The following is a 17493-nucleotide window of genomic DNA, read 5'->3' as shown; positions in this document are numbered from 1 at the left end:
GCATGGCGCACCCTACGGTCAGCGCAATCCGCGGTGGATTTCGTCGAGCTCGCGGATGTACTTGAATACCTTGCGCGCCGCAGCCGGCGGCTTGTTGCGCGCGGCTTCGTGCTGAGCATGACGAACCAGGCCGCGCAGGTGCTGGACGTCAGCGTCGGGGTAGAGCTCGACGAAGCTCTCCAGCGCACTGTCGCCTTCGGTGATCAGGCGGTCGCGCCAGCGTTCGAGAGCGTGGAAGCGTTCGTTGTACTCGCGGGTAGAGCTGTCCACCTGGTCGAGCATGGCGACGATCGCGTCGACATCCTGTTCGCGCATCAGCTTGCCGATGAACTGGATGTGGCGTTTACGCGCGGCATTGGCGGTATGTTTCGGCGCTTCGGCGAGCGCGCGGCGTAAGGCATCGGTCAGCGGCATCTTGGCCAGCAGATCCGCCTTGAGCGTGGTCAGTCGCTCGCCAAGCTCCTGCAGGGCATGCAGTTCGCGTTTGACCTGGGATTTACTCTTCTCCAGAGAGAAGTCGTCGTAGGAATCAGACATGGGGTGGGTCCAGAGGGAAACGCCGCCATGATAGCAGTAACCGTGACTGCCGGCCCGCAGCGGGCAGTCGAGAGCAGGCCTTGGATTTCTTACAGAAAGTGCCTGCGCCAAGAGAATCGGGAGTGGTTATGAGTGAAGTAGAACGCATCGGGCCGCAGGCCTTGCCAGCACTGCAAGAGCAGGTGGAGGCAATTCTCGCCGAGGCCAGGCGCCAGGGCGCCAGTGCCTGCGAGGTCGCGGTCTCGGCTGGTCAGGGGCTCTCCACCACGGTGCGCCAGGGCGAAGTGGAGACCGTCGAATTCAATCGGGACCAGGGTTTCGGTATCACCCTGTACGTTGGCCAGCGCAAGGGCTCGGCCAGCACCTCGGCCACCGGTAGCGAGGCCATTCGCGAGACCGTGGCGGCAGCCCTGGCGATTGCCAAACATACCAGCGAGGACGAGTGCGCCGGCCTGGCCGATGCTGCGCTGATGGCCCGTGAGCTGCCTGAGCTGGATCTCTACCACCCTTGGTCGATCACCCCGGAGCAGGCGGTGGAGCAGGCGCTGCTCTGTGAGGCTGCGGCTTTCGCGGCTGACGCGCGGATCAAGAACGCCGATGGCACCAGCCTCAATACCCATCAGGGTTGCCGTGTGTATGGCAACAGTCACGGGTTCGTCGGCGGTTACGCCAGCACCCGCCACAGCCTGAGCTGCGTGATGATCGCCGAGGGTGAAGGGCAGATGCAGCGCGACTACTGGTACGACGTCAATCGCCAGGGTGAACTGTTGGCCGATGCCAAGGGTATCGGCCAGCGCGCCGCCGAGCGTGCGGTCAGCCGTCTTGGTGCGCGTCCGGTGCCGACCTGCGAAGTGCCGGTGCTGTTCGCCGCCGAGCTGGCCGGTGGGTTGTTCAGCCATTTGCTGGCGGCGATTTCGGGTGGCAACCTGTATCGCCAGTCCTCGTTCCTCGAAGGCGCCCTTGGTCAACGGCTGTTCCCCGAATGGCTGAGCCTCGACGAGCGTCCGCACCTGCCGCGCGCACTGGGTAGCGCGACCTTCGATGGCGATGGCCTGGCCACCTACGCCAAGCCGTTCGTGGAGAAGGGCGAACTGGTGTCCTACGTGCTCGGCACCTATTCCGGGCGCAAGCTGGGTTTGCCGAGCACCGCCAACTCCGGTGGTGTGCACAACCTGTTCGTCACCCATGGCGATGAGGATCAGCAGGCGCTGATTCGCCGCATGGGCCGTGGCCTGCTGGTCACCGAACTGATGGGGCAGGGCTTGAACCTGGTTACCGGCGACTATTCGCGTGGCGCGGCGGGCTTCTGGGTGGAGAACGGTGAAATCCAGTTCCCTGTGCAGGAGGTGACCATTGCCGGCAACCTGCGCGACATGTTCCGCCAGATCGTCGCGGTCGGGCGTGATCTGGAACGGCGCGGCAATATCTGCACCGGCTCGGTGCTGATCGAGAAGATGACGGTCGCTGGTAGCTGAGGCTGCTAGAAACGAAAAGGCCACCCGCGGGTGGCCTTTTCGTTCGTGGGGTGATGCTACTCGCCTTCGTCAAAGTAGTTCTCGATCAACGCAACCAGTGCATCGAGAGCTTCGTGATCCTGTTCGCCTTCGGTCAGCAGGTGCACGTTGGTGCCCTTGCCGGCGGCCAGCATCATCACCGCCATGATGCTCTTGCCGTCTACCAGGCTTTCGGCGCTGCGGCCAATGCGCACCAGGCAGGGGTAGGTGCTCGCTACGCCGACGAACTTCGCTGCAGCACGGGCATGCAGGCCAAGTTTGTTGATGATGGTGATTTCACGTGCTGGCATCGCGGCAGGATTCCTTAGCTGAGGTCGCGGTGACGCACCTGGACGTTCTTCAGCGAGTCTTTGAGTGCCTGGCTCAGGCGGTTGGCCAGGTACACCGAGCGGTGGTGGCCGCCCGTGCAGCCAATGGCGATGGTGACATAGGCGCGGTTGCTGGCGGCGAAGCGTGGCAGCCATTTTTCCAGGTAGACGAGGATGTCCTGATACATCTCTTCGACCTCCGGTTGCGCGGCCAGATAGTCGATCACCGGTTGATCCAGCCCGGAATGATCGCGCAGTTCCGGTTTCCAGTACGGATTGGGCAAGCAGCGCGCATCGAACACCAGGTCAGCATCCACTGGCATGCCACGTTTGAAACCGAAGGACTCGACCAGAAAGGCGGTGCCAGTCTGCGTCTGGCCCAGCAGGCGTAGCTTGAGCGTATCGCGCAGCTGGTAGAGATTCAGTCGGGTGGTATCGATCTTCAGATCGGCACGATCGGTGATCGGTGCCAGCAGCTGGCTTTCGTAGGCGATGGCCTCGGCCAGCGAACGATTGTCGTTGGTCAGCGGGTGTCGTCTGCGCGTTTCGGAAAAACGCTTGAGCAGCGTTTCGTCTTCGGCATCGAGATACAGCACGTCGCAGTGGATACTGCGCTTGCGCACTTCGTCGAGCAGTTCCGGGAAGCGCTTGAGCTGGCTCAGCAGGTTGCGCGCATCGATGGATACGGCCACCTGCGGCAGCAGCATGTCGCTATGCGGCAGGAAGCGTTCGGCAAGATCCGGCAGAAGGCCGGCCGGCAGGTTGTCGATGCAGTAGAAACCGTTGTCCTCAAGTACATCGAGGGCGGTGCTCTTGCCCGAGCCCGAGCGACCGCTGACGATGATCAGGCGCATGTTTATTGACCGTTCTGAATGTCCACGACGACCTGGTAGAGATCTTCGCCGCTGTTGGCCTGGCGCAGACGTTCACGTACATCCTGGCGATCGAGCATGCTGGCTATCTGGCGCAGCAGTTCGAGATGCGCATCGGTTGCCGCCTCCGGCACCAGAAGCACGAACAGCAGATCGACGGGCACGCCGTCGATAGCGTCGAAGTCGACTGCCGTCTCCAAGTGCAGGACAGCACTGATCGGGGCACTGCAGCCAGCCAGGCGGCAGTGGGGAATGGCAATGCCGTTGCCGAAGCCGGTAGAGCCGAGCTTCTCGCGGGCGATGAGGCTTTCGAAGATGTCCTGGGCATCCAGGTCGGGCAGATCGCGTGCAACCACATTGGCGATCTGTTCGAGCACGCGTTTCTTGCTGCCGCCCGGCACGTTCACTAGGGAACGGCCGGGGGTCAGGATATTTTCAAGTCGGATCATGGATAGGGAATGTCAGCGGGCCGTGGCGCCTTGCAGGCGTTCTAGCTGCTTTTCCTTGTGCTTGATGAGTTGACGGTCGAGTTTATCGGCCAACAGGTCGATGGCAGCGTACATGTCCTGGTGCTCGGCATTGGCGACGACTTCGCCGCCAGCGATGTGCAGGGTGGCTTCGATCTTCTGCTTGAGTTTTTCGACCTCCATGGTCACCTGTACGTTGGTGATCTTGTCGAAGTGGCGTTCCAGTCGGCCCAGTTTCTCGCCGATATAGTCACGCAGGGCGTCGGTCACATCCAGCTGATGTCCACTGATGTTGACTTGCATACCGCTTTCTCCTTGTTGCCTTGTGTAAGAGACGGGTCTGGTTCGACCCGCCGCCGGAACACTTTGGCCTGAAGGCCTGAGGCCTTCAGTCGATCTGGCCTACATCAGTCGCTTGCGCTCACTGGAGGGCGCTATACCGAGGGACTCGCGATACTTGGCGACCGTCCGACGGGCGACTTGGATGCCTTGTGCCTCCAGTAAACCAGCGATCTTGCTGTCGCTCAACGGCTTTTTCGCGTTTTCTGCTGCAACCAGTTTTTTGATGATCGCGCGGATCGCGGTGGACGAGCATTCTCCGCCTTCAGAGGTGCTGACGTGGCTGGAGAAGAAATATTTCAGCTCGTAAATACCGCGCGGTGTGTGCATGAATTTCTGCGTGGTGACGCGTGAAATCGTCGACTCATGCATACCCACCGCTTCGGCGATGTCGTGCAGCACCAGGGGTTTCATCGCCTCGTCGCCGTAGTCGAGGAAACCGCGCTGGTGCTCGACGATCTGCGTGGCCACCTTCATCAGCGTTTCGTTACGGCTCTGCAGGCTCTTGATGAACCAGCGTGCTTCCTGCAGCTGGTTGCGCATGAAGGTGTTGTCGGCACTGGAATCGGCGCGTTTGACGAAGCCAGCATACTGCGGGTTGACGCGCAGGCGCGGCATGGCCTCCTGGTTCAGTTCCACCAGCCAGCGTTCGTTGTGCTTGCGCACGATGACGTCGGGCACGACGTATTCCGGTTCGCTGGATTCGATTTGCGAACCTGGACGCGGATTCAGGCGCTGGATCAGGTCGATGACCTGGCGCAGTTCGTCTTCCTTGAGCTTGGTGCGGCGCATCAGCTGGGCGTAATCGCGGCTGCCGAGCAGTTCCAGGTAGTCGCCGACCACGCGTTGGGTCTCGCTCAGCCAAGGCGTGCCGGCAGGCAGCTGGCGCAGTTGCAGCAGCAGGCATTCGCGCAGGTCGCGGGCGCCAATACCCGCCGGTTCGAACTGCTGGATGCGGTGCAGCACCACTTCCACCTCGTCCAGTTCGACATCCAGCTCGGGGTCGAAGGATTCGGTGACTTCCTCTAGCGTTTCTTCGAGGTAACCGTCGTTGTTGATGCAGTCGATCAGGGTGGCCGCGATCAGGCGATCCTTGTCCGACATGGGCGCCAGGTTCAGTTGCCAGAGCAGGTGGCTGTGCAGGCTCTCGCCGCTGGAAGTGCGGGTGGTGAAGTCCCACTCGTCATCATCGTTGCTGGGCAGACTGCTGGCGCTGGTCTGGTAGATGTCTTCCCAGGCCGTGTCGACGGGCAACTCGTTGGGAATACGCTCGCCCCACTCGCCTTCTTCCAGGTTGTCCACAGTGGGAGTGGTTTCCTGGTAGCTGTCTTCCTTGCTCGGGGTCGGAGTGGCACTTTCGGCGCCATCAGCCATCGGATCGCTGTTGTCGAAGTCGTCGCCGTCTTCCTGGCGCTCGAGCATGGGATTGGATTCCAGTGCCTCCTGGATTTCCTGTTGCAGGTCCAGGGTAGACAGTTGGAGGAGGCGGATAGCCTGTTGCAGCTGCGGGGTCATCGTCAGCTGCTGGCCCATCTTGAGGACTAGCGATGGTTTCATTGCAGACCTTAATTTACTGGCGAGTTACGCCTTCCACATCAGGGCGCCGAAGCGCCGCCAGGAAGCAAATTATATGCCTGAATTTCTCGTTTTTGCCTAGGGGTTGCAATATTTTTGTAGCGAAATAGTGGGCGACCTACAGGTTGTGTGAAAGCGTAGCGAGCGAAGATGAGGCAATACCGATGGCGGCCCCGCAAAAACGGGCGAAAAGCGCAGGTTACGATTGTAAATGAGCATTTCGACTGGGCTCGCACGCGAGGCTGTTTTTGACGCAGCAGCACCGAGCACAGTAGTTTTCACGCAGCCTGTTACAGGCGGAATTCATGGCCCAGATATACCTCTTTCACCGTCTGGTTGGCGAGGATGGTCTCGGCGTCACCCTCGGCGATCAGCTGTCCATCGTTGACGATGTAGGCGGTCTCACAGATGTCCAGGGTTTCGCGCACGTTGTGATCGGTGATCAGGATGCCGATACCCTTGGTCTTGAGGTGATGGATGATCTGTTTGATATCGCCCACCGAGATCGGATCTACCCCGGCAAAGGGTTCGTCGAGCAGGATGAACTTGGGGTTGGTCGCCAGGGCTCGGGCAATTTCCACGCGGCGTCGTTCACCGCCGGACAGGCTCATGCCGAGACTGTCGGCGATATGGTGGATGTGGAACTCCTGCAGCAGGCTTTCCAATTCCGCCTGACGTCCAGCGCGGTCCAGGTCCTTGCGCGTTTCGAGAATGGCCATGATGTTGTCGGTTACCGACAGCTTGCGGAAGATCGAGGCTTCCTGCGGCAGGTAGCCGATGCCTGCGCGTGCGCGGCCGTGCATGGGCTGATGACTGACGTCGAGGTCGTCGATCAGTACGCGGCCCTGGTCGGAGCGCACCAGGCCGACGATCATGTAGAAGCAGGTGGTCTTGCCTGCGCCGTTGGGGCCTAGCAGGCCTACGATCTGACCGCTTTCGATGCTCAGGCTGACGTCACGCACGACCTGGCGGCTCTTGTAGCTTTTCGCCAGGTGTTGGGCTTTGAGAATGGCCATTACTGCTGCTGATCCGCGGGTTTGTTCTTCGGTTGGATGACCATGTCGATACGCGGGCGCGGCGTGCTGACGTTGCCGCCTGTGGCGCGGCCTGCGTTGACGATCTGGCGGCGTGTGTCATAGACGATTTTCTCGCCTTCGAAGGTATTGCCTTCCTGAATTACCCTGGCCTGGTCGATCAGTACGATGCGCTCATTGCTGGCGAAGTACTGAATGGTCTTGCCGTAGGCCTTGACGATGTCCTTGTCCACGGCCGGCTTCTGCTCGTAGTAGGCCAGGTTGCCGACCGAGGTGAATACATCGATGTCGCCACTGGCGGTTTGGGTGATGGTGACGGTGTCGCCCGTGATCTTCAGGGTGCCCTGAGTGATGATCACGTCGCCGCGATAAACGGCTACACCTTGCTTGTCATCCAGTTCGGCGCTGTCGGCCTGGATGCGGATCGGTTGATCGCGATCCGATGGCAGTGCCCAGGCAGCCGCGCTTCCCAATACGGCGCCGAGGCTGAGAATCAGGGGGAGGGTATTAACGAACCTCATGCTGGCCTCTTACGTTGGACTGCAGGATCATCCTGCCGTCATTCAAGTACGCTTTCATTCCTTGTGCCGTGGTCACCCCGTTGGCCGCAACGATTCTAACGGCTTGCTCGGTCTGCGCATATTCCTTGTCAGGAATAACGGTCATGCGGCTGCTGGTGATCACGGTGGGGCGGTTCTTGGCGTCGGTGCGAGCGATGCGCACTTCGTCGATCAGTTCTACCTCGACGCCGCCAGGCGAGACTTCGGCACGCTGACTGGTGACTTCCCAGGGGAGCTCGGTACCGCGATAGAGCTTAAGCTTGGGGGTGTCGATCAGGGTGATGTCAGTGCTTTTGATGTGCTCGAGTTTGTCCGCAGTCATGCGGTAGTGCAGTTTGCCGTCATCCTGGAACTGCACGGTGCGCGCGCCCATTGCATAGAAGTCAACGACGTTGTCGTCGCTGGCCCGCTCGGCTTGGCGTGCGCTGTCCGGGGCAAGGTTCCAGTAACCAAGTGCGGCCACGACGACTGCAATCAGAGCAAAGATCAGGGTGTTGAGGATTTTACGTGGCATGCTGTTCTCTACAGGTAGGCGGCCTGGGCCGCATCCAGTGTGCCTTGGGCACGCATGATCAGTTCGCAGAATTCCCGTGCCGCACCGTCGCCGCCGCGTGCCTGGGTTACGCCATGGGCGTGCTGGCGGACGAAGCTGTCGGCGCTGGCCACGGCCATGCCCAATCCGACACGGCGAATGACTGGAAGGTCCGGCAGGTCGTCGCCAAGATAAGCGACCTGTTCATAGCTTAGGCCGAGTTCGGCGAGCAGGCCGTCGAGTACCACGAGTTTGTCCTCGCGCCCCTGGAACAGGTGCTGGATGCCCAGGTTGTTGGCGCGGCGCTCGACCACCGGGGTCTTGCGCCCGCTGATGATGGCGGTGCGCACGCCCGAGTTGATCAGCATCTTGATGCCGTGGCCGTCGAGTGTGTTGAATGTCTTGAACTCGCTGCCGTCTTCGAGGAAGTACAGGCGGCCGTCGGTAAGCACGCCGTCGACGTCGAAGATCGCCAGTTTGATGGCGCGGGCGCGTTCCTGCAGGTCGTTCATCACATTACTCCCGCGCGCAGCAGGTCATGCATGTTGAGGGCGCCGACCGGGTTGTCCAGGTCGTCGACCACTACCAGTGCGTTGATCTTGTGGTCTTCCATGATCTTCAAGGCTTCGGCCGCGAGCATCTCGGCGCGAGCGGTCTTGCCGTGCGGCGTCATGACCTCGTCGATCAATGCCTGGCGCACGTCGATGCCCTTGTCCAGGGCGCGGCGCAGATCGCCGTCGGTGAAGATGCCTGCGAGGCGGCCGTCTTCCTCCAGAACCACGGTCATGCCCAGGCCTTTCTGGGTCATTTCCAGCAGGGCATCGCGCAGGCTGGTACCGCGGCGTACGCGTGGCAGGGCGTCGCCTGCGTGCATGACGTTCTCTACCTTGAGCAGCAGGCGCCGGCCAAGGGCGCCACCCGGATGGGAGAAGGCGAAGTCTTCGGCGGTGAAGCCGCGCGCTTCGAGCAGGGCGATGGCCAGTGCGTCACCCAGTACCAGGCTGGCGGTGGTCGAGGAGGTCGGCGCCAGGTTCAGCGGGCAGGCTTCCTGCGAGACGCGTGCATCCAGGTTGACTTCGGCGGCCTTGGCCAATGGAGAGTCCGGGTTGCCGGTCATGCTGATCAGGCGGATACCGAGACGTTTGATCAGCGGCAGCAGGGTGACGATCTCGGCGGTCGAGCCCGAGTTCGAGAGCGCCAGGACGATGTCGTCCCTGGTGATCATGCCCATGTCGCCATGGCTGGCTTCTGCCGGGTGAACGAAGAAAGACGTGGTGCCGGTGCTGGCCAGGGTTGCAGCGATCTTGTTGCCGATATGCCCGGACTTGCCCATGCCAACCACTACCACGCGGCCCTTGCAGCTGAGAATCAGCTCGCAGGCCTTGATGAAATCGGCATCGATGCGGGGCAATAGCTCCTGCACCGCTTCAAGCTCGAGGCGGATGGTGCGCTGCGCGGAGTCAATCAGGTCGCGGGTCTGGTTCATGCTGGGCAAGGCTGTCGGGCGAAAAAAGACGAGGATTATAACGGGAAAAGCTTTCCGCGCTCACCCTTGCTGCAATGAGGCAGTGTCGAAGCTGTCGCAAGTCTGAACGCTGCTTTGGGGGGCTATTGGGCGGCCTGTTCGGCAAATGCTATAGTTCGCGGCCATTTTGGCCCCCTCTGGCTGGCGCGTGTCCTTGCTTCTGGAGGTGGCGTCTGCCAGGAAGGCCTGATTTTCAAGGAGTTCAGATGAGCGCCGAGCACGAGTACGCGATCGAGTTGCAGGGCGTCAGTTTTCAGCGTGGCGCGCGGTCGATTTTCGACAAGGTCGATATTCGCATACCGCGTGGCAAGGTGACCGGCATCATGGGGCCATCCGGCTGCGGCAAGACCACGCTGCTGCGCTTGATCGCCGCTGAGCTGCGTCCTTCGGCCGGTGATGTTCGTGTAGCAGGCGTCAGCCTGCCGAAGCTGTCGCGCGACGAGTTGTTCGACATGCGCAAGCAGATGGGCGTGCTGTTTCAGAGCGGTGCGCTATTCACCGACCTCGATGTGTTCGAGAACGTGGCCTTTCCATTGCGCGTGCATACCCAGTTACCGGAAGAAATGATCCGCGACATCGTCCTGATGAAGCTGCAGGCCGTTGGCCTGCGCGGAGCGCTGGAGCTGATGCCGGACGAGTTGTCTGGAGGCATGAAGCGCCGTGTCGCGCTGGCCCGTGCCATTGCGCTCGATCCGCAGATTCTGCTGTATGACGAGCCGTTCGTCGGTCAGGACCCCATCGCCATGGGCGTTCTGGTGCGCCTGATCCGCCTGCTCAATGACGCGCTGGGGATCACTAGCGTGGTGGTTTCTCACGACCTTGCAGAAACCGCCAGTATCGCCGACTACATCTATGTCGTCGGTGATGCGCAGGTGCTGGGGCAGGGCACACCGGCCGAGCTGATGGAGTCGGATAATCCACGTATTCGTCAGTTCATGAAGGGCATTCCGGATGGTCCGGTGCCGTTTCATTTTCCAGCGCCTGACTACCGCGAAGATCTGTTGGGGAGAGGTTGATGCGCAGAATTTCACCGCTCGAACGCCTGCGGCTGTTCGGTCGTGCGGGTATCGATGTGGTCGCGACGCTGGGGCGTTCGGTGCTGTTTCTGGTCAGCGCCCTGTGCGGCCGCAGCCGTGCCGGCAAGCCGTTGCAACTGTTGATCAAGCAGCTGTTCGCAGTTGGCGTGATGTCGCTGGCGATCATCGTCGTCTCCGGCATTTTCATCGGCATGGTGCTGGCCCTGCAGGGTTACAACATCCTGGTCAGCTATGGCTCCGAGCAGGCCGTGGGGCAGATGGTCGCCCTGACCCTGCTGCGTGAACTGGGCCCGGTGGTCACCGCGCTCCTGTTCGCCGGTCGCGCCGGTTCCGCGTTGACCGCCGAAATCGGCAACATGAAGTCCACCGAGCAGCTCTCCAGTCTGGAGATGATTGGCGTCGACCCGCTCAAATACATCGTCGCGCCGCGGCTGTGGGCCGGTTTCATTTCCATGCCGCTGCTGGCGATGATCTTCTGCGTGGTCGGCATCTGGGGGGCGGCGATGGTCGCCGTTGATTGGCTGGGCGTTTACGAGGGCTCGTTCTGGGCCAACATGCAGAACAGTGTTTCTTTTTATGACGACGTGCTCAATGGCGTGATCAAAAGCATCGTCTTTGCCTTTGTGGTGACCTGGATCGCCGTGTTCCAGGGTTACGACTGCGAGCCTACTTCCGAAGGCATCAGCCGCGCGACTACGCGCACCGTGGTGTATGCCTCGCTGGCCGTACTTGGCCTGGATTTCATTCTGACCGCTTTGATGTTTGGAGATTTCTGATGCAAAACCGCACGCTGGAGATTGGTGTCGGCCTGTTCCTCATGGCCGGTGTGCTGGCGCTGCTGCTGCTGGCCCTGCGCGTCAGCGGCCTGAGCGTCGGTAGCGCTGGCGATACCTACAAGGTCTACGCCTACTTCGACAACATCGCCGGGCTGACCGTGCGCGCCAAGGTCACCATGGCTGGCGTGAGCATCGGCAAGGTCACTGCCATCGATCTTGATCGTGACAGTTACATGGGCCGGGTGACCCTGGAGCTCGATGGCGGCGTCAATAACCTGCCTGAGGATTCCACGGCGTCGATCCTGACCGCTGGGTTGCTCGGCGAGAAATACATCGGCATCAGCGTTGGTGGTGACGAGGAGGTGCTCAAGGACGGCAGCACCATCCACGACACGCAGTCCTCGCTCGTGCTGGAAGACCTGATTGGCAAATTCCTGCTCAATTCGGTCAATAAAGATGAAGCCAATTGATGAGGGCTCCGGACATGCTCAAGACCGTGCGTAATTCCCTGCTGGCGTTGCTGGCTACCATGCCGTTGCTGGCCATCGCTGCGCCAAGCGCCCATGAGGTGGTGCAGCAGACCACCGAAACCCTGCTGGCAGACCTGAAAGCCAACAAGGAACAGTACCGCAGCAATCCCAATGCCTTCTACGACTCGCTCAACGAGATTCTCGGTCCAGTGGTGGATGTCGAGGGTATCGCCCGTGGCGTGATGACCGTGCGCTATTCGCGCCAGGCTTCGCCTGAGCAGATGAGACGCTTTGAGGAGAACTTCAAGCGCAGCCTGATGCAGTTCTATGGCAATGCCCTGCTCGAGTACAACAATCAGGATATTCGCGTGCTGCCAGCCAGCGGCAGGGCCGAGGGCGAGCGCACGTCGGTCGGCATGGAAATTCGCGATGGCAAGGGCGTGGTCTATCCGCTGTCCTACACCATGGTGTCGATGGACGGTGGCTGGAAGTTGCGTAACGTGGTGATCAACGGCATCAACGTCGGCAAACTGTTCCGCGATCAGTTCGCCCAGTCCATGCAGAACAACCGTAACGATCTCGACAAGGTCATCGATACCTGGGCCGAGACCGTGGCCAGGGCGCGTCAGGCTCGAGGCGAATCGTGAGTCAGGCGAGCATCGGCGAGCGCGCTGCTGGGCAATTGCAGCTTACTGGTGTGCTCGATTACAGCACCGGGCCGCTGCTGCGTGAGCAGGGCGCGCGGCTGATTGCCGCCAGCAGCGCCACGCGTCTGGCGCTCGACTGCAGCATGGTGGAAAAGTCCAGCAGCGTCGGTCTGGCGCTGCTGCTGGCGTTCATGCGTGATGCACGCAAGGCCGGGCGTGAGCTGACGATCAGTGCGCTGCCCGACGACATGCGCGAGATCGCTAAAGTCAGCGGCTTGCTGGAGTTGCTGCCGCTGCAATCGTGAAGCGCTTCCCGTCGTTCCGTCAGCGCCGTTGCTGGCGGGGTTCGCAGGCGGGAGGCTTTTTTGTATGATGGCCGACCCGCGGGCTCAGGTGCCCGAATGCGTCAGTCGAGGTCGAGCATGCAGGCTGCAGAAGTAAAAAGCCTCCTAGAGGAAAAACTCCCGAACACCCAGGTGGAAGTCGAAGGCGAAGGCTGCAACTTCCAACTCAACCTGATCAGCGACGAACTGGCCGCCCTCAGCCCGGTCAAACGTCAGCAGCAGATCTATGCCCACCTCAATGCCTGGATCGCTGATGGCAGCATCCACGCCGTGACCATGAAATTCTTCAGCCAGGCCGATTGGGCCGCGCGTTCCTGAGCCTGCGGGCGACGAGATTCCTAATGGATAAACTGATCATTACCGGCGGTGCTCGCCTCGATGGCGAAATCCGCATTTCCGGTGCGAAGAACTCTGCTCTGCCGATTCTAGCAGCGACCCTGTTGGGCGATGAGCCTGTCACCATCTGCAACCTGCCGCACCTGCACGACATCACTACCATGATCGAGCTGTTCGGTCGCATGGGCATCGAGCCGGTGATCGACGAGAAGCTGTCGGTGGAAGTCGACGCGCGGGCGATCAAGACCCTGATCGCGCCTTACGAGCTGGTAAAAACCATGCGCGCCTCGATCCTGGTGCTCGGCCCCATGGTCGCTCGCTTCGGTGAGGCCGAAGTGGCGCTGCCGGGCGGTTGCGCCATCGGTTCGCGTCCGGTCGATCTGCACATCCGTGGCCTCGAGGCCATGGGCGCGCACATTGACGTGGAAGGTGGCTACATCAAGGCCAAGGCGCCGGAAGGCGGCCTGCGTGGTGCGCACTTCTTCTTCGATGTGGTCAGCGTGACCGGTACCGAGAACATCATGATGGCCGCGACCCTGGCCAAGGGCCGCAGCGTGCTGGAAAACGCCGCGCGCGAGCCTGAGGTGGTCGACCTGGCCAACTGCCTGATCGCCATGGGCGCGAAGATCCAGGGTGCCGGTACCGACACCATCATCATCGACGGCGTCGAGCGTCTGCATGGTGCGCGCTTCAACGTGATGCCCGACCGTATCGAAACCGGCACCTACCTGGTCGCTGCCGCCGTTACCGGTGGTCGGGTCAAGGTCAAGGACGCCGATCCTTCGACCCTGGAGGCCGTGCTGGCCAAGCTGCAGGAAGCGGGTGCCGAAATCACCACCGGTCCGGACTGGATCGAGCTGGACATGAAGGGCAAGCGTCCGAAGGCCGTCAATCTGCGTACCGCTCCGTACCCGGCGTTCCCCACCGACATGCAGGCGCAGTTCATTGCCCTGAATGCCGTGGCTGAGGGCACCGGCACCATCATCGAGACCGTGTTCGAAAACCGTTTCATGCACGTCTACGAGATGCTGCGCATGGGCGCCAACATCCTGGTCGAAGGCAACACTGCCGTGGTTACGGGTGTCGACAGGCTCAAGGGCGCGCCGGTGATGGCGACCGACCTGCGTGCTTCGGCGAGCCTGGTGTTGGCCGCGCTGGTAGCCGACGGTGACACGCTGATCGACCGCATCTACCACATCGACCGTGGTTACGAGTGCATCGAGGAAAAACTGCAGCTGCTGGGCGCGAAAATCCGTCGCGTACCGGGCTGATCGCCTGTCTCCGTTGTCGTAGGGTCGCTCCCTGTCGGAGCGGCCGCTTCCGTTCAAGGAAACCGTTTCATGCTGACCATCGCCCTGTCCAAAGGCCGCATTCTCGATGACACCCTGCCGTTACTGGCCGCAGCGGGCATCGAACCGACCGAGAACCCGGACAAGAGCCGCAAGCTGATCATCCCGACCACTCAGGATGACGTGCGCCTGCTGATCGTGCGGGCCACCGACGTGCCGACCTATGTCGAGCATGGCGCCGCCGACCTGGGCGTAGCCGGCAAGGACGTGCTGATGGAGTACGGCGGCCAGGGCATCTACGAGCCGCTGGACCTGCAGATCGCCAAGTGCAAGCTGATGACCGCCGGCAAGGTCGGCGCGCCGGAGCCGAAAGGTCGTCTGCGCGTGGCCACCAAATTCGTCAACGTCGCCAAGCGTTACTACGCCGAGCAGGGCCGTCAGGTCGATATCATCAAGCTCTACGGCTCGATGGAGTTGGCGCCGCTGGTGGGTCTGGCCGACAAGATCATCGACGTGGTCGACACCGGCAACACCCTGCGTGCCAATGGACTGGAACCGCAGGAACTGATCGCCACCATCAGCTCGCGGCTGATCGTCAACAAGGCTTCGATGAAGATGCAGCATGCGCGCATCCAGGCGCTGATCGAAACCCTGCGCAGCGCCGTTGAGGCGCGACACCAGGGCTGATTCCTTCCCGCGGCGTCTGGTCGCGGCAGCCTATCCGTGTCATAGCCATTTTTCTTGGGTGCCCGCACGGTGGGCTTGCTACATTACGGGCGCCCGAGAAAACGCCATTTAATGAGGCTTTTGCTATGACCGCACCCGTTGCCATCCGCCGACTCAACGCCGCCGACACGGACTTCGCGCGTCATCTGGATCATCTGCTGTCCTGGGAAAGCGTCTCCGACGATGGCGTCAACCAGCGCGTGCTGGAAATCATCCAGGCCGTGCGTGAGCGTGGTGATGCCGCCCTGGTCGAATACACCCAGCGTTTCGACGGCCTGGAGGTCGCCTCCATGGCTGACCTGATCCTGCCGCGTGAGCGTCTGGAACTGGCCCTGACCCGCATCAGCCCGGCTCAGCGCGAGGCGCTGGAAGTTGCCGCTGAGCGCGTGCGCAGCTACCACGAAAAACAGAAGCAGGATTCCTGGCGCTACAGCGAGGCCGATGGCACTGTGCTGGGGCAGAAGGTCACCCCGCTGGATCGCGCTGGCCTTTACGTGCCTGGCGGCAAGGCGTCCTATCCCTCTTCGGTGCTGATGAACGCTATTCCGGCCAAGGTCGCCGGCGTGCCCGAGGTGGTGATGGTGGTGCCGACCCCGCGCGGCGAGATCAACGAACTCGTGCTGGCTGCTGCCGCCATCGCCGGTGTCGACCGCGTGTTCACCATCGGTGGTGCCCAGGCTGTCGCCGCGCTGGCCTATGGCACCGAGAGTGTGCCGCCGGTGGACAAGATCGTCGGCCCCGGCAACATCTATGTGGCCACCGCCAAGCGCCACGTGTTCGGCAAGGTTGGCATCGACATGATCGCAGGCCCGTCGGAGATTCTCGTGGTCTGCGACGGCCAGACCGATCCGGACTGGATCGCCATGGACCTGTTCTCCCAGGCCGAGCACGACGAGGACGCACAGTCGATTCTGGTCAGCCCGGATGCTGCCTTCCTCGACCGCGTCGCCGAGAGCATCGCCAAGCTGCTGCCGACCATGGAGCGTGCCGAGATCATTCGTACTTCGCTGGAAGGCCGTGGCGCGCTGGTCCAGGTGGCGGACATGGCGCAGGCCATCACCGTTGCCAACCACATCGCGCCGGAGCACCTGGAGCTGTCGGTGGCCGACCCGGAAGCCTGGTTGCCGCAGATCCGCCATGCCGGTGCGATCTTCATGGGCCGCTACACCGCAGAAGCCTTGGGCGATTACGTCGCTGGCCCCAACCACGTGCTGCCGACGTCCGGTACCGCGCGTTTTTCTTCGCCGCTGGGGGTGTACGACTTCCAGAAGCGCTCGTCGATCATCTTCTGCTCGCCGGATGGCGCGTCGGAGCTGGGCAAGAGCGCCTCGGTGCTGGCCCGTGGCGAGTCGCTGACCGCGCATGCGCGTAGCGCCGAGTACCGTATCAAGTGAAGTAGGGTGCGCCATGCGCACCTTGTGAATGTATTGGTGCGCACGGCGCACCCTGCGGGATCGCGCTTCGCCGGTTGATCGAAGCGATATCCATCGTCCATGCAACGCATTCGAGGAGAGAAGGGCAGATGAGCAAATTCTGGAGCCCCTTCGTCAAGGACCTGGTGCCCTATGTACCTGGTGAGCAGCCCAAACTGAGCAAGCTGGTCAAGCTCAACACCAACGAGAACCCATACGGCCCGTCGCCCAGGGCCATTGCGGCGATGCAGGCCGAGTTGAATGATGACCTGCGCCTGTACCCGGATCCCAATGGGGATCGCCTGAAACACGCGGTGGCTGCCTATTACGGCGTGCAGCCCGCTCAGGTGTTCGTCGGCAACGGCTCCGACGAGGTGCTGGCACACGCCTTCCATGGTCTGTTCCAGCACGAGGCGCCGCTGCTGTTCCCGGATATCAGCTACAGCTTCTATCCGGTGTATTGCGGCCTGTACGGTATCGATTACCAGCAGGTGGCACTGGACGAGCAGTTCCAGATTCGTGTCGAAGACTATGCCCGGCCCAATGGTGGCATCATCTTCCCCAACCCTAATGCGCCGACCGGCTGCCTGCTGCCGCTCGTGGCCATCGAGCGCATGCTGCAGAACAGCCCGGACAGCGTGGTGCTGGTAGACGAGGCGTATATCGACTTCGGTGGTCAGACGGCCATCGCCCTGGTCGACAAGTACCCGAACCTGTTGGTCACCCAGACACTGTCCAAATCGCGTTCGCTGGCTGGTTTGCGCGTTGGCATCGCGGTCGGCCACCCGGATCTGATCGAAGCGCTGGAGCGAATCAAGAACAGCTTCAACTCCTATCCGCTCGATCGCATGGCCATCGCCGGTGCTGCGGCGGCGTTCGAGGACCGCGCTTATTTCGAGAGAACCTGCCAACAGGTGATCGAGAGCCGTGAGGCGGTGGTCGCTGGTTTGCAGGGACTGGGCTTCGAGGTGCTGCCCTCGGCGGCGAACTTCGTCTTCGCTCGTCATCCGGGCAAGGATGCCGCCACGCTGGCGGCCGGGCTGCGCGAGCAGGGCGTGATCGTGCGCCACTTCAAGCAACAGCGCATCGCCCAGTTCCTGCGCATTACCATCGGTACGCCGGAGCAGAACCAGGCACTGCTGGACGCCCTGCAAGGCCTTTGATCCAGGCGAGTCTGAAGAGAGCCGGTGGCG

The 17493-nt window shown here is 61.8% G+C and carries 22 protein-coding genes; 11 read left to right on the top strand and 11 right to left on the bottom strand.

Annotation, left to right across the window (positions count from 1 at the left end; all coding sequences use genetic code 11):
* Window positions 1–18 precede the first annotated feature (18 nt).
* The gene (gene yjgA, locus INS93_RS01235) at window positions 19–537 is read right to left on the bottom strand and encodes a ribosome biogenesis factor YjgA (RefSeq protein WP_226945271.1); all 519 of its coding nucleotides are present in this window, start codon (window positions 535–537) and stop codon (window positions 19–21) included.
* A gap of 128 nt (window positions 538–665) precedes the next feature.
* Between yjgA and pmbA the strand changes: the two genes are divergently transcribed.
* Window positions 666–2012, top strand: a complete 1347-nt coding sequence (pmbA, locus tag INS93_RS01230) for a metalloprotease PmbA (protein WP_192979996.1) — start codon at window positions 666–668, stop codon at window positions 2010–2012.
* Window positions 2013–2068: 56 nt separating this feature from the next.
* On the opposite strand, the gene INS93_RS01225 is transcribed toward pmbA, so the two are convergent.
* The 10 genes from INS93_RS01225 to INS93_RS01180 form a co-directional block, all read right to left on the bottom strand.
* On the bottom strand, window positions 2069–2341 hold the full coding sequence (locus tag INS93_RS01225) for an HPr family phosphocarrier protein (protein ID WP_160019464.1): 273 nt from the start codon (window positions 2339–2341) through the stop codon (window positions 2069–2071).
* A 14-nt stretch (window positions 2342–2355) separates the two neighbouring features.
* Window positions 2356–3213, bottom strand: a complete 858-nt coding sequence (gene rapZ / locus INS93_RS01220) for an RNase adapter RapZ (RefSeq protein ID WP_160019465.1) — start codon at window positions 3211–3213, stop codon at window positions 2356–2358.
* A gap of 2 nt (window positions 3214–3215) precedes the next feature.
* Window positions 3216–3680 carry a PTS IIA-like nitrogen regulatory protein PtsN gene (gene ptsN, locus INS93_RS01215; RefSeq protein WP_160019466.1) on the bottom strand — a complete coding sequence of 155 codons (465 nt, stop codon included), beginning with the start codon at window positions 3678–3680 and terminating at the stop codon, window positions 3216–3218.
* 12 nt (window positions 3681–3692) lie between these two features.
* Window positions 3693–4001, bottom strand: a complete 309-nt coding sequence (gene hpf / locus INS93_RS01210; RefSeq protein WP_003459233.1) for a ribosome hibernation-promoting factor, HPF/YfiA family — start codon at window positions 3999–4001, stop codon at window positions 3693–3695.
* A gap of 99 nt (window positions 4002–4100) precedes the next feature.
* Complete coding sequence (locus INS93_RS01205; protein WP_192979995.1) at window positions 4101–5594, bottom strand: RNA polymerase factor sigma-54; 1494 nt, start codon at window positions 5592–5594, stop codon at window positions 4101–4103.
* Window positions 5595–5902: 308 nt separating this feature from the next.
* A complete protein-coding gene (gene lptB, locus INS93_RS01200; protein WP_192979994.1) occupies window positions 5903–6628 on the bottom strand; it encodes an LPS export ABC transporter ATP-binding protein in 726 nt (241 codons plus the stop codon).
* Window positions 6628–7167 (bottom strand): lipopolysaccharide transport periplasmic protein LptA, encoded by a 540-nt coding sequence (gene lptA, locus INS93_RS01195; protein WP_192979993.1) that lies wholly within the window; start codon window positions 7165–7167, stop codon window positions 6628–6630. Before lptA ends, lptB begins: the two co-directional genes overlap by 1 nt.
* Window positions 7154–7720, bottom strand: a complete 567-nt coding sequence (lptC, locus tag INS93_RS01190; RefSeq protein WP_192979992.1) for an LPS export ABC transporter periplasmic protein LptC — start codon at window positions 7718–7720, stop codon at window positions 7154–7156. The genes lptA and lptC overlap by 14 nt, the downstream gene beginning before the upstream one ends.
* 8 nt (window positions 7721–7728) lie before the next feature.
* The gene (locus tag INS93_RS01185; protein WP_160019469.1) at window positions 7729–8250 is read right to left on the bottom strand and encodes a KdsC family phosphatase; all 522 of its coding nucleotides are present in this window, start codon (window positions 8248–8250) and stop codon (window positions 7729–7731) included.
* Window positions 8250–9224: a KpsF/GutQ family sugar-phosphate isomerase gene (locus INS93_RS01180; protein WP_160019470.1), complete on the bottom strand. Its 975-nt coding sequence runs from the start codon at window positions 9222–9224 to the stop codon at window positions 8250–8252. Before INS93_RS01180 ends, INS93_RS01185 begins: the two co-directional genes overlap by 1 nt.
* 245 nt (window positions 9225–9469) lie before the next feature.
* Between INS93_RS01180 and INS93_RS01175 the strand changes: the two genes are divergently transcribed.
* From INS93_RS01175 to hisC, 10 genes are all read left to right on the top strand, one after another.
* A complete protein-coding gene (locus INS93_RS01175) occupies window positions 9470–10279 on the top strand; it encodes an ABC transporter ATP-binding protein (protein ID WP_021488074.1) in 810 nt (269 codons plus the stop codon).
* Window positions 10279–11076, top strand: a complete 798-nt coding sequence (gene mlaE / locus INS93_RS01170) for a lipid asymmetry maintenance ABC transporter permease subunit MlaE (RefSeq protein WP_160019472.1) — start codon at window positions 10279–10281, stop codon at window positions 11074–11076. The genes INS93_RS01175 and mlaE overlap by 1 nt, the downstream gene beginning before the upstream one ends.
* On the top strand, window positions 11076–11546 hold the full coding sequence (mlaD, locus tag INS93_RS01165) for an outer membrane lipid asymmetry maintenance protein MlaD (protein WP_017678927.1): 471 nt from the start codon (window positions 11076–11078) through the stop codon (window positions 11544–11546). The genes mlaE and mlaD overlap by 1 nt, the downstream gene beginning before the upstream one ends.
* A gap of 14 nt (window positions 11547–11560) precedes the next feature.
* The gene (locus INS93_RS01160) at window positions 11561–12193 is read left to right on the top strand and encodes an MlaC/ttg2D family ABC transporter substrate-binding protein (protein ID WP_192980409.1); all 633 of its coding nucleotides are present in this window, start codon (window positions 11561–11563) and stop codon (window positions 12191–12193) included.
* Entirely contained in the window at window positions 12190–12498 is a 309-nt protein-coding gene (locus tag INS93_RS01155; RefSeq protein WP_160019474.1) for an STAS domain-containing protein, read from the top strand. The genes INS93_RS01160 and INS93_RS01155 overlap by 4 nt, the downstream gene beginning before the upstream one ends.
* Before the next feature lie 117 nt (window positions 12499–12615).
* Window positions 12616–12855: a BolA family protein gene (locus tag INS93_RS01150; protein WP_003459267.1), complete on the top strand. Its 240-nt coding sequence runs from the start codon at window positions 12616–12618 to the stop codon at window positions 12853–12855.
* Window positions 12856–12878: 23 nt separating this feature from the next.
* Entirely contained in the window at window positions 12879–14144 is a 1266-nt protein-coding gene (gene murA / locus INS93_RS01145; RefSeq protein ID WP_192979991.1) for a UDP-N-acetylglucosamine 1-carboxyvinyltransferase, read from the top strand.
* A gap of 69 nt (window positions 14145–14213) precedes the next feature.
* Window positions 14214–14849, top strand: coding sequence for an ATP phosphoribosyltransferase (gene hisG, locus INS93_RS01140; protein WP_192979990.1), 636 nt, complete (start codon window positions 14214–14216; stop codon window positions 14847–14849).
* A gap of 125 nt (window positions 14850–14974) precedes the next feature.
* Complete coding sequence (gene hisD / locus INS93_RS01135) at window positions 14975–16282, top strand: histidinol dehydrogenase (RefSeq protein WP_160019477.1); 1308 nt, start codon at window positions 14975–14977, stop codon at window positions 16280–16282.
* Window positions 16283–16410: 128 nt separating this feature from the next.
* The gene (gene hisC / locus INS93_RS01130) at window positions 16411–17463 is read left to right on the top strand and encodes a histidinol-phosphate transaminase (protein ID WP_192979989.1); all 1053 of its coding nucleotides are present in this window, start codon (window positions 16411–16413) and stop codon (window positions 17461–17463) included.
* The last annotated feature ends 30 nt before the right edge of the window (window positions 17464–17493 follow it).

Origin of the sequence: Pseudomonas sp. EggHat1 (assembly GCF_014892995.1) — a bacterium.
GTDB lineage: Bacteria > Pseudomonadota > Gammaproteobacteria > Pseudomonadales > Pseudomonadaceae > Aquipseudomonas > Aquipseudomonas chaetocerotis.
Note: the sequence above shows the minus strand (reverse complement) of the source record. Positions and strands in the feature narration are given on the sequence as shown.

Excerpts from the sequence above, each read along its gene's own strand:
- yjgA (WP_226945271.1), bottom strand. The coding sequence starts at position 537 with ATGTCTGATTCCTACGACGACTTCTCTCTGGAGAAGAGTAAATCCCAG.
- pmbA (WP_192979996.1), top strand. The coding sequence starts at position 666 with ATGAGTGAAGTAGAACGCATCGGGCCGCAGGCCTTGCCAGCACTGCAA.
- INS93_RS01225 (WP_160019464.1), bottom strand. The coding sequence starts at position 2,341 with ATGCCAGCACGTGAAATCACCATCATCAACAAACTTGGCCTGCATGCC.
- rapZ (WP_160019465.1), bottom strand. The coding sequence starts at position 3,213 with ATGCGCCTGATCATCGTCAGCGGTCGCTCGGGCTCGGGCAAGAGCACC.
- ptsN (WP_160019466.1), bottom strand. The coding sequence starts at position 3,680 with ATGATCCGACTTGAAAATATCCTGACCCCCGGCCGTTCCCTAGTGAAC.
- hpf (WP_003459233.1), bottom strand. The coding sequence starts at position 4,001 with ATGCAAGTCAACATCAGTGGACATCAGCTGGATGTGACCGACGCCCTG.
- INS93_RS01205 (WP_192979995.1), bottom strand. The coding sequence starts at position 5,594 with ATGAAACCATCGCTAGTCCTCAAGATGGGCCAGCAGCTGACGATGACC.
- lptB (WP_192979994.1), bottom strand. The coding sequence starts at position 6,628 with ATGGCCATTCTCAAAGCCCAACACCTGGCGAAAAGCTACAAGAGCCGC.
- lptA (WP_192979993.1), bottom strand. The coding sequence starts at position 7,167 with ATGAGGTTCGTTAATACCCTCCCCCTGATTCTCAGCCTCGGCGCCGTA.
- lptC (WP_192979992.1), bottom strand. The coding sequence starts at position 7,720 with ATGCCACGTAAAATCCTCAACACCCTGATCTTTGCTCTGATTGCAGTC.
- INS93_RS01185 (WP_160019469.1), bottom strand. The coding sequence starts at position 8,250 with ATGAACGACCTGCAGGAACGCGCCCGCGCCATCAAACTGGCGATCTTC.
- INS93_RS01180 (WP_160019470.1), bottom strand. The coding sequence starts at position 9,224 with ATGAACCAGACCCGCGACCTGATTGACTCCGCGCAGCGCACCATCCGC.
- INS93_RS01175 (WP_021488074.1), top strand. The coding sequence starts at position 9,470 with ATGAGCGCCGAGCACGAGTACGCGATCGAGTTGCAGGGCGTCAGTTTT.
- mlaE (WP_160019472.1), top strand. The coding sequence starts at position 10,279 with ATGCGCAGAATTTCACCGCTCGAACGCCTGCGGCTGTTCGGTCGTGCG.
- mlaD (WP_017678927.1), top strand. The coding sequence starts at position 11,076 with ATGCAAAACCGCACGCTGGAGATTGGTGTCGGCCTGTTCCTCATGGCC.
- INS93_RS01160 (WP_192980409.1), top strand. The coding sequence starts at position 11,561 with ATGCTCAAGACCGTGCGTAATTCCCTGCTGGCGTTGCTGGCTACCATG.
- INS93_RS01150 (WP_003459267.1), top strand. The coding sequence starts at position 12,616 with ATGCAGGCTGCAGAAGTAAAAAGCCTCCTAGAGGAAAAACTCCCGAAC.
- murA (WP_192979991.1), top strand. The coding sequence starts at position 12,879 with ATGGATAAACTGATCATTACCGGCGGTGCTCGCCTCGATGGCGAAATC.
- hisG (WP_192979990.1), top strand. The coding sequence starts at position 14,214 with ATGCTGACCATCGCCCTGTCCAAAGGCCGCATTCTCGATGACACCCTG.
- hisD (WP_160019477.1), top strand. The coding sequence starts at position 14,975 with ATGACCGCACCCGTTGCCATCCGCCGACTCAACGCCGCCGACACGGAC.
- hisC (WP_192979989.1), top strand. The coding sequence starts at position 16,411 with ATGAGCAAATTCTGGAGCCCCTTCGTCAAGGACCTGGTGCCCTATGTA.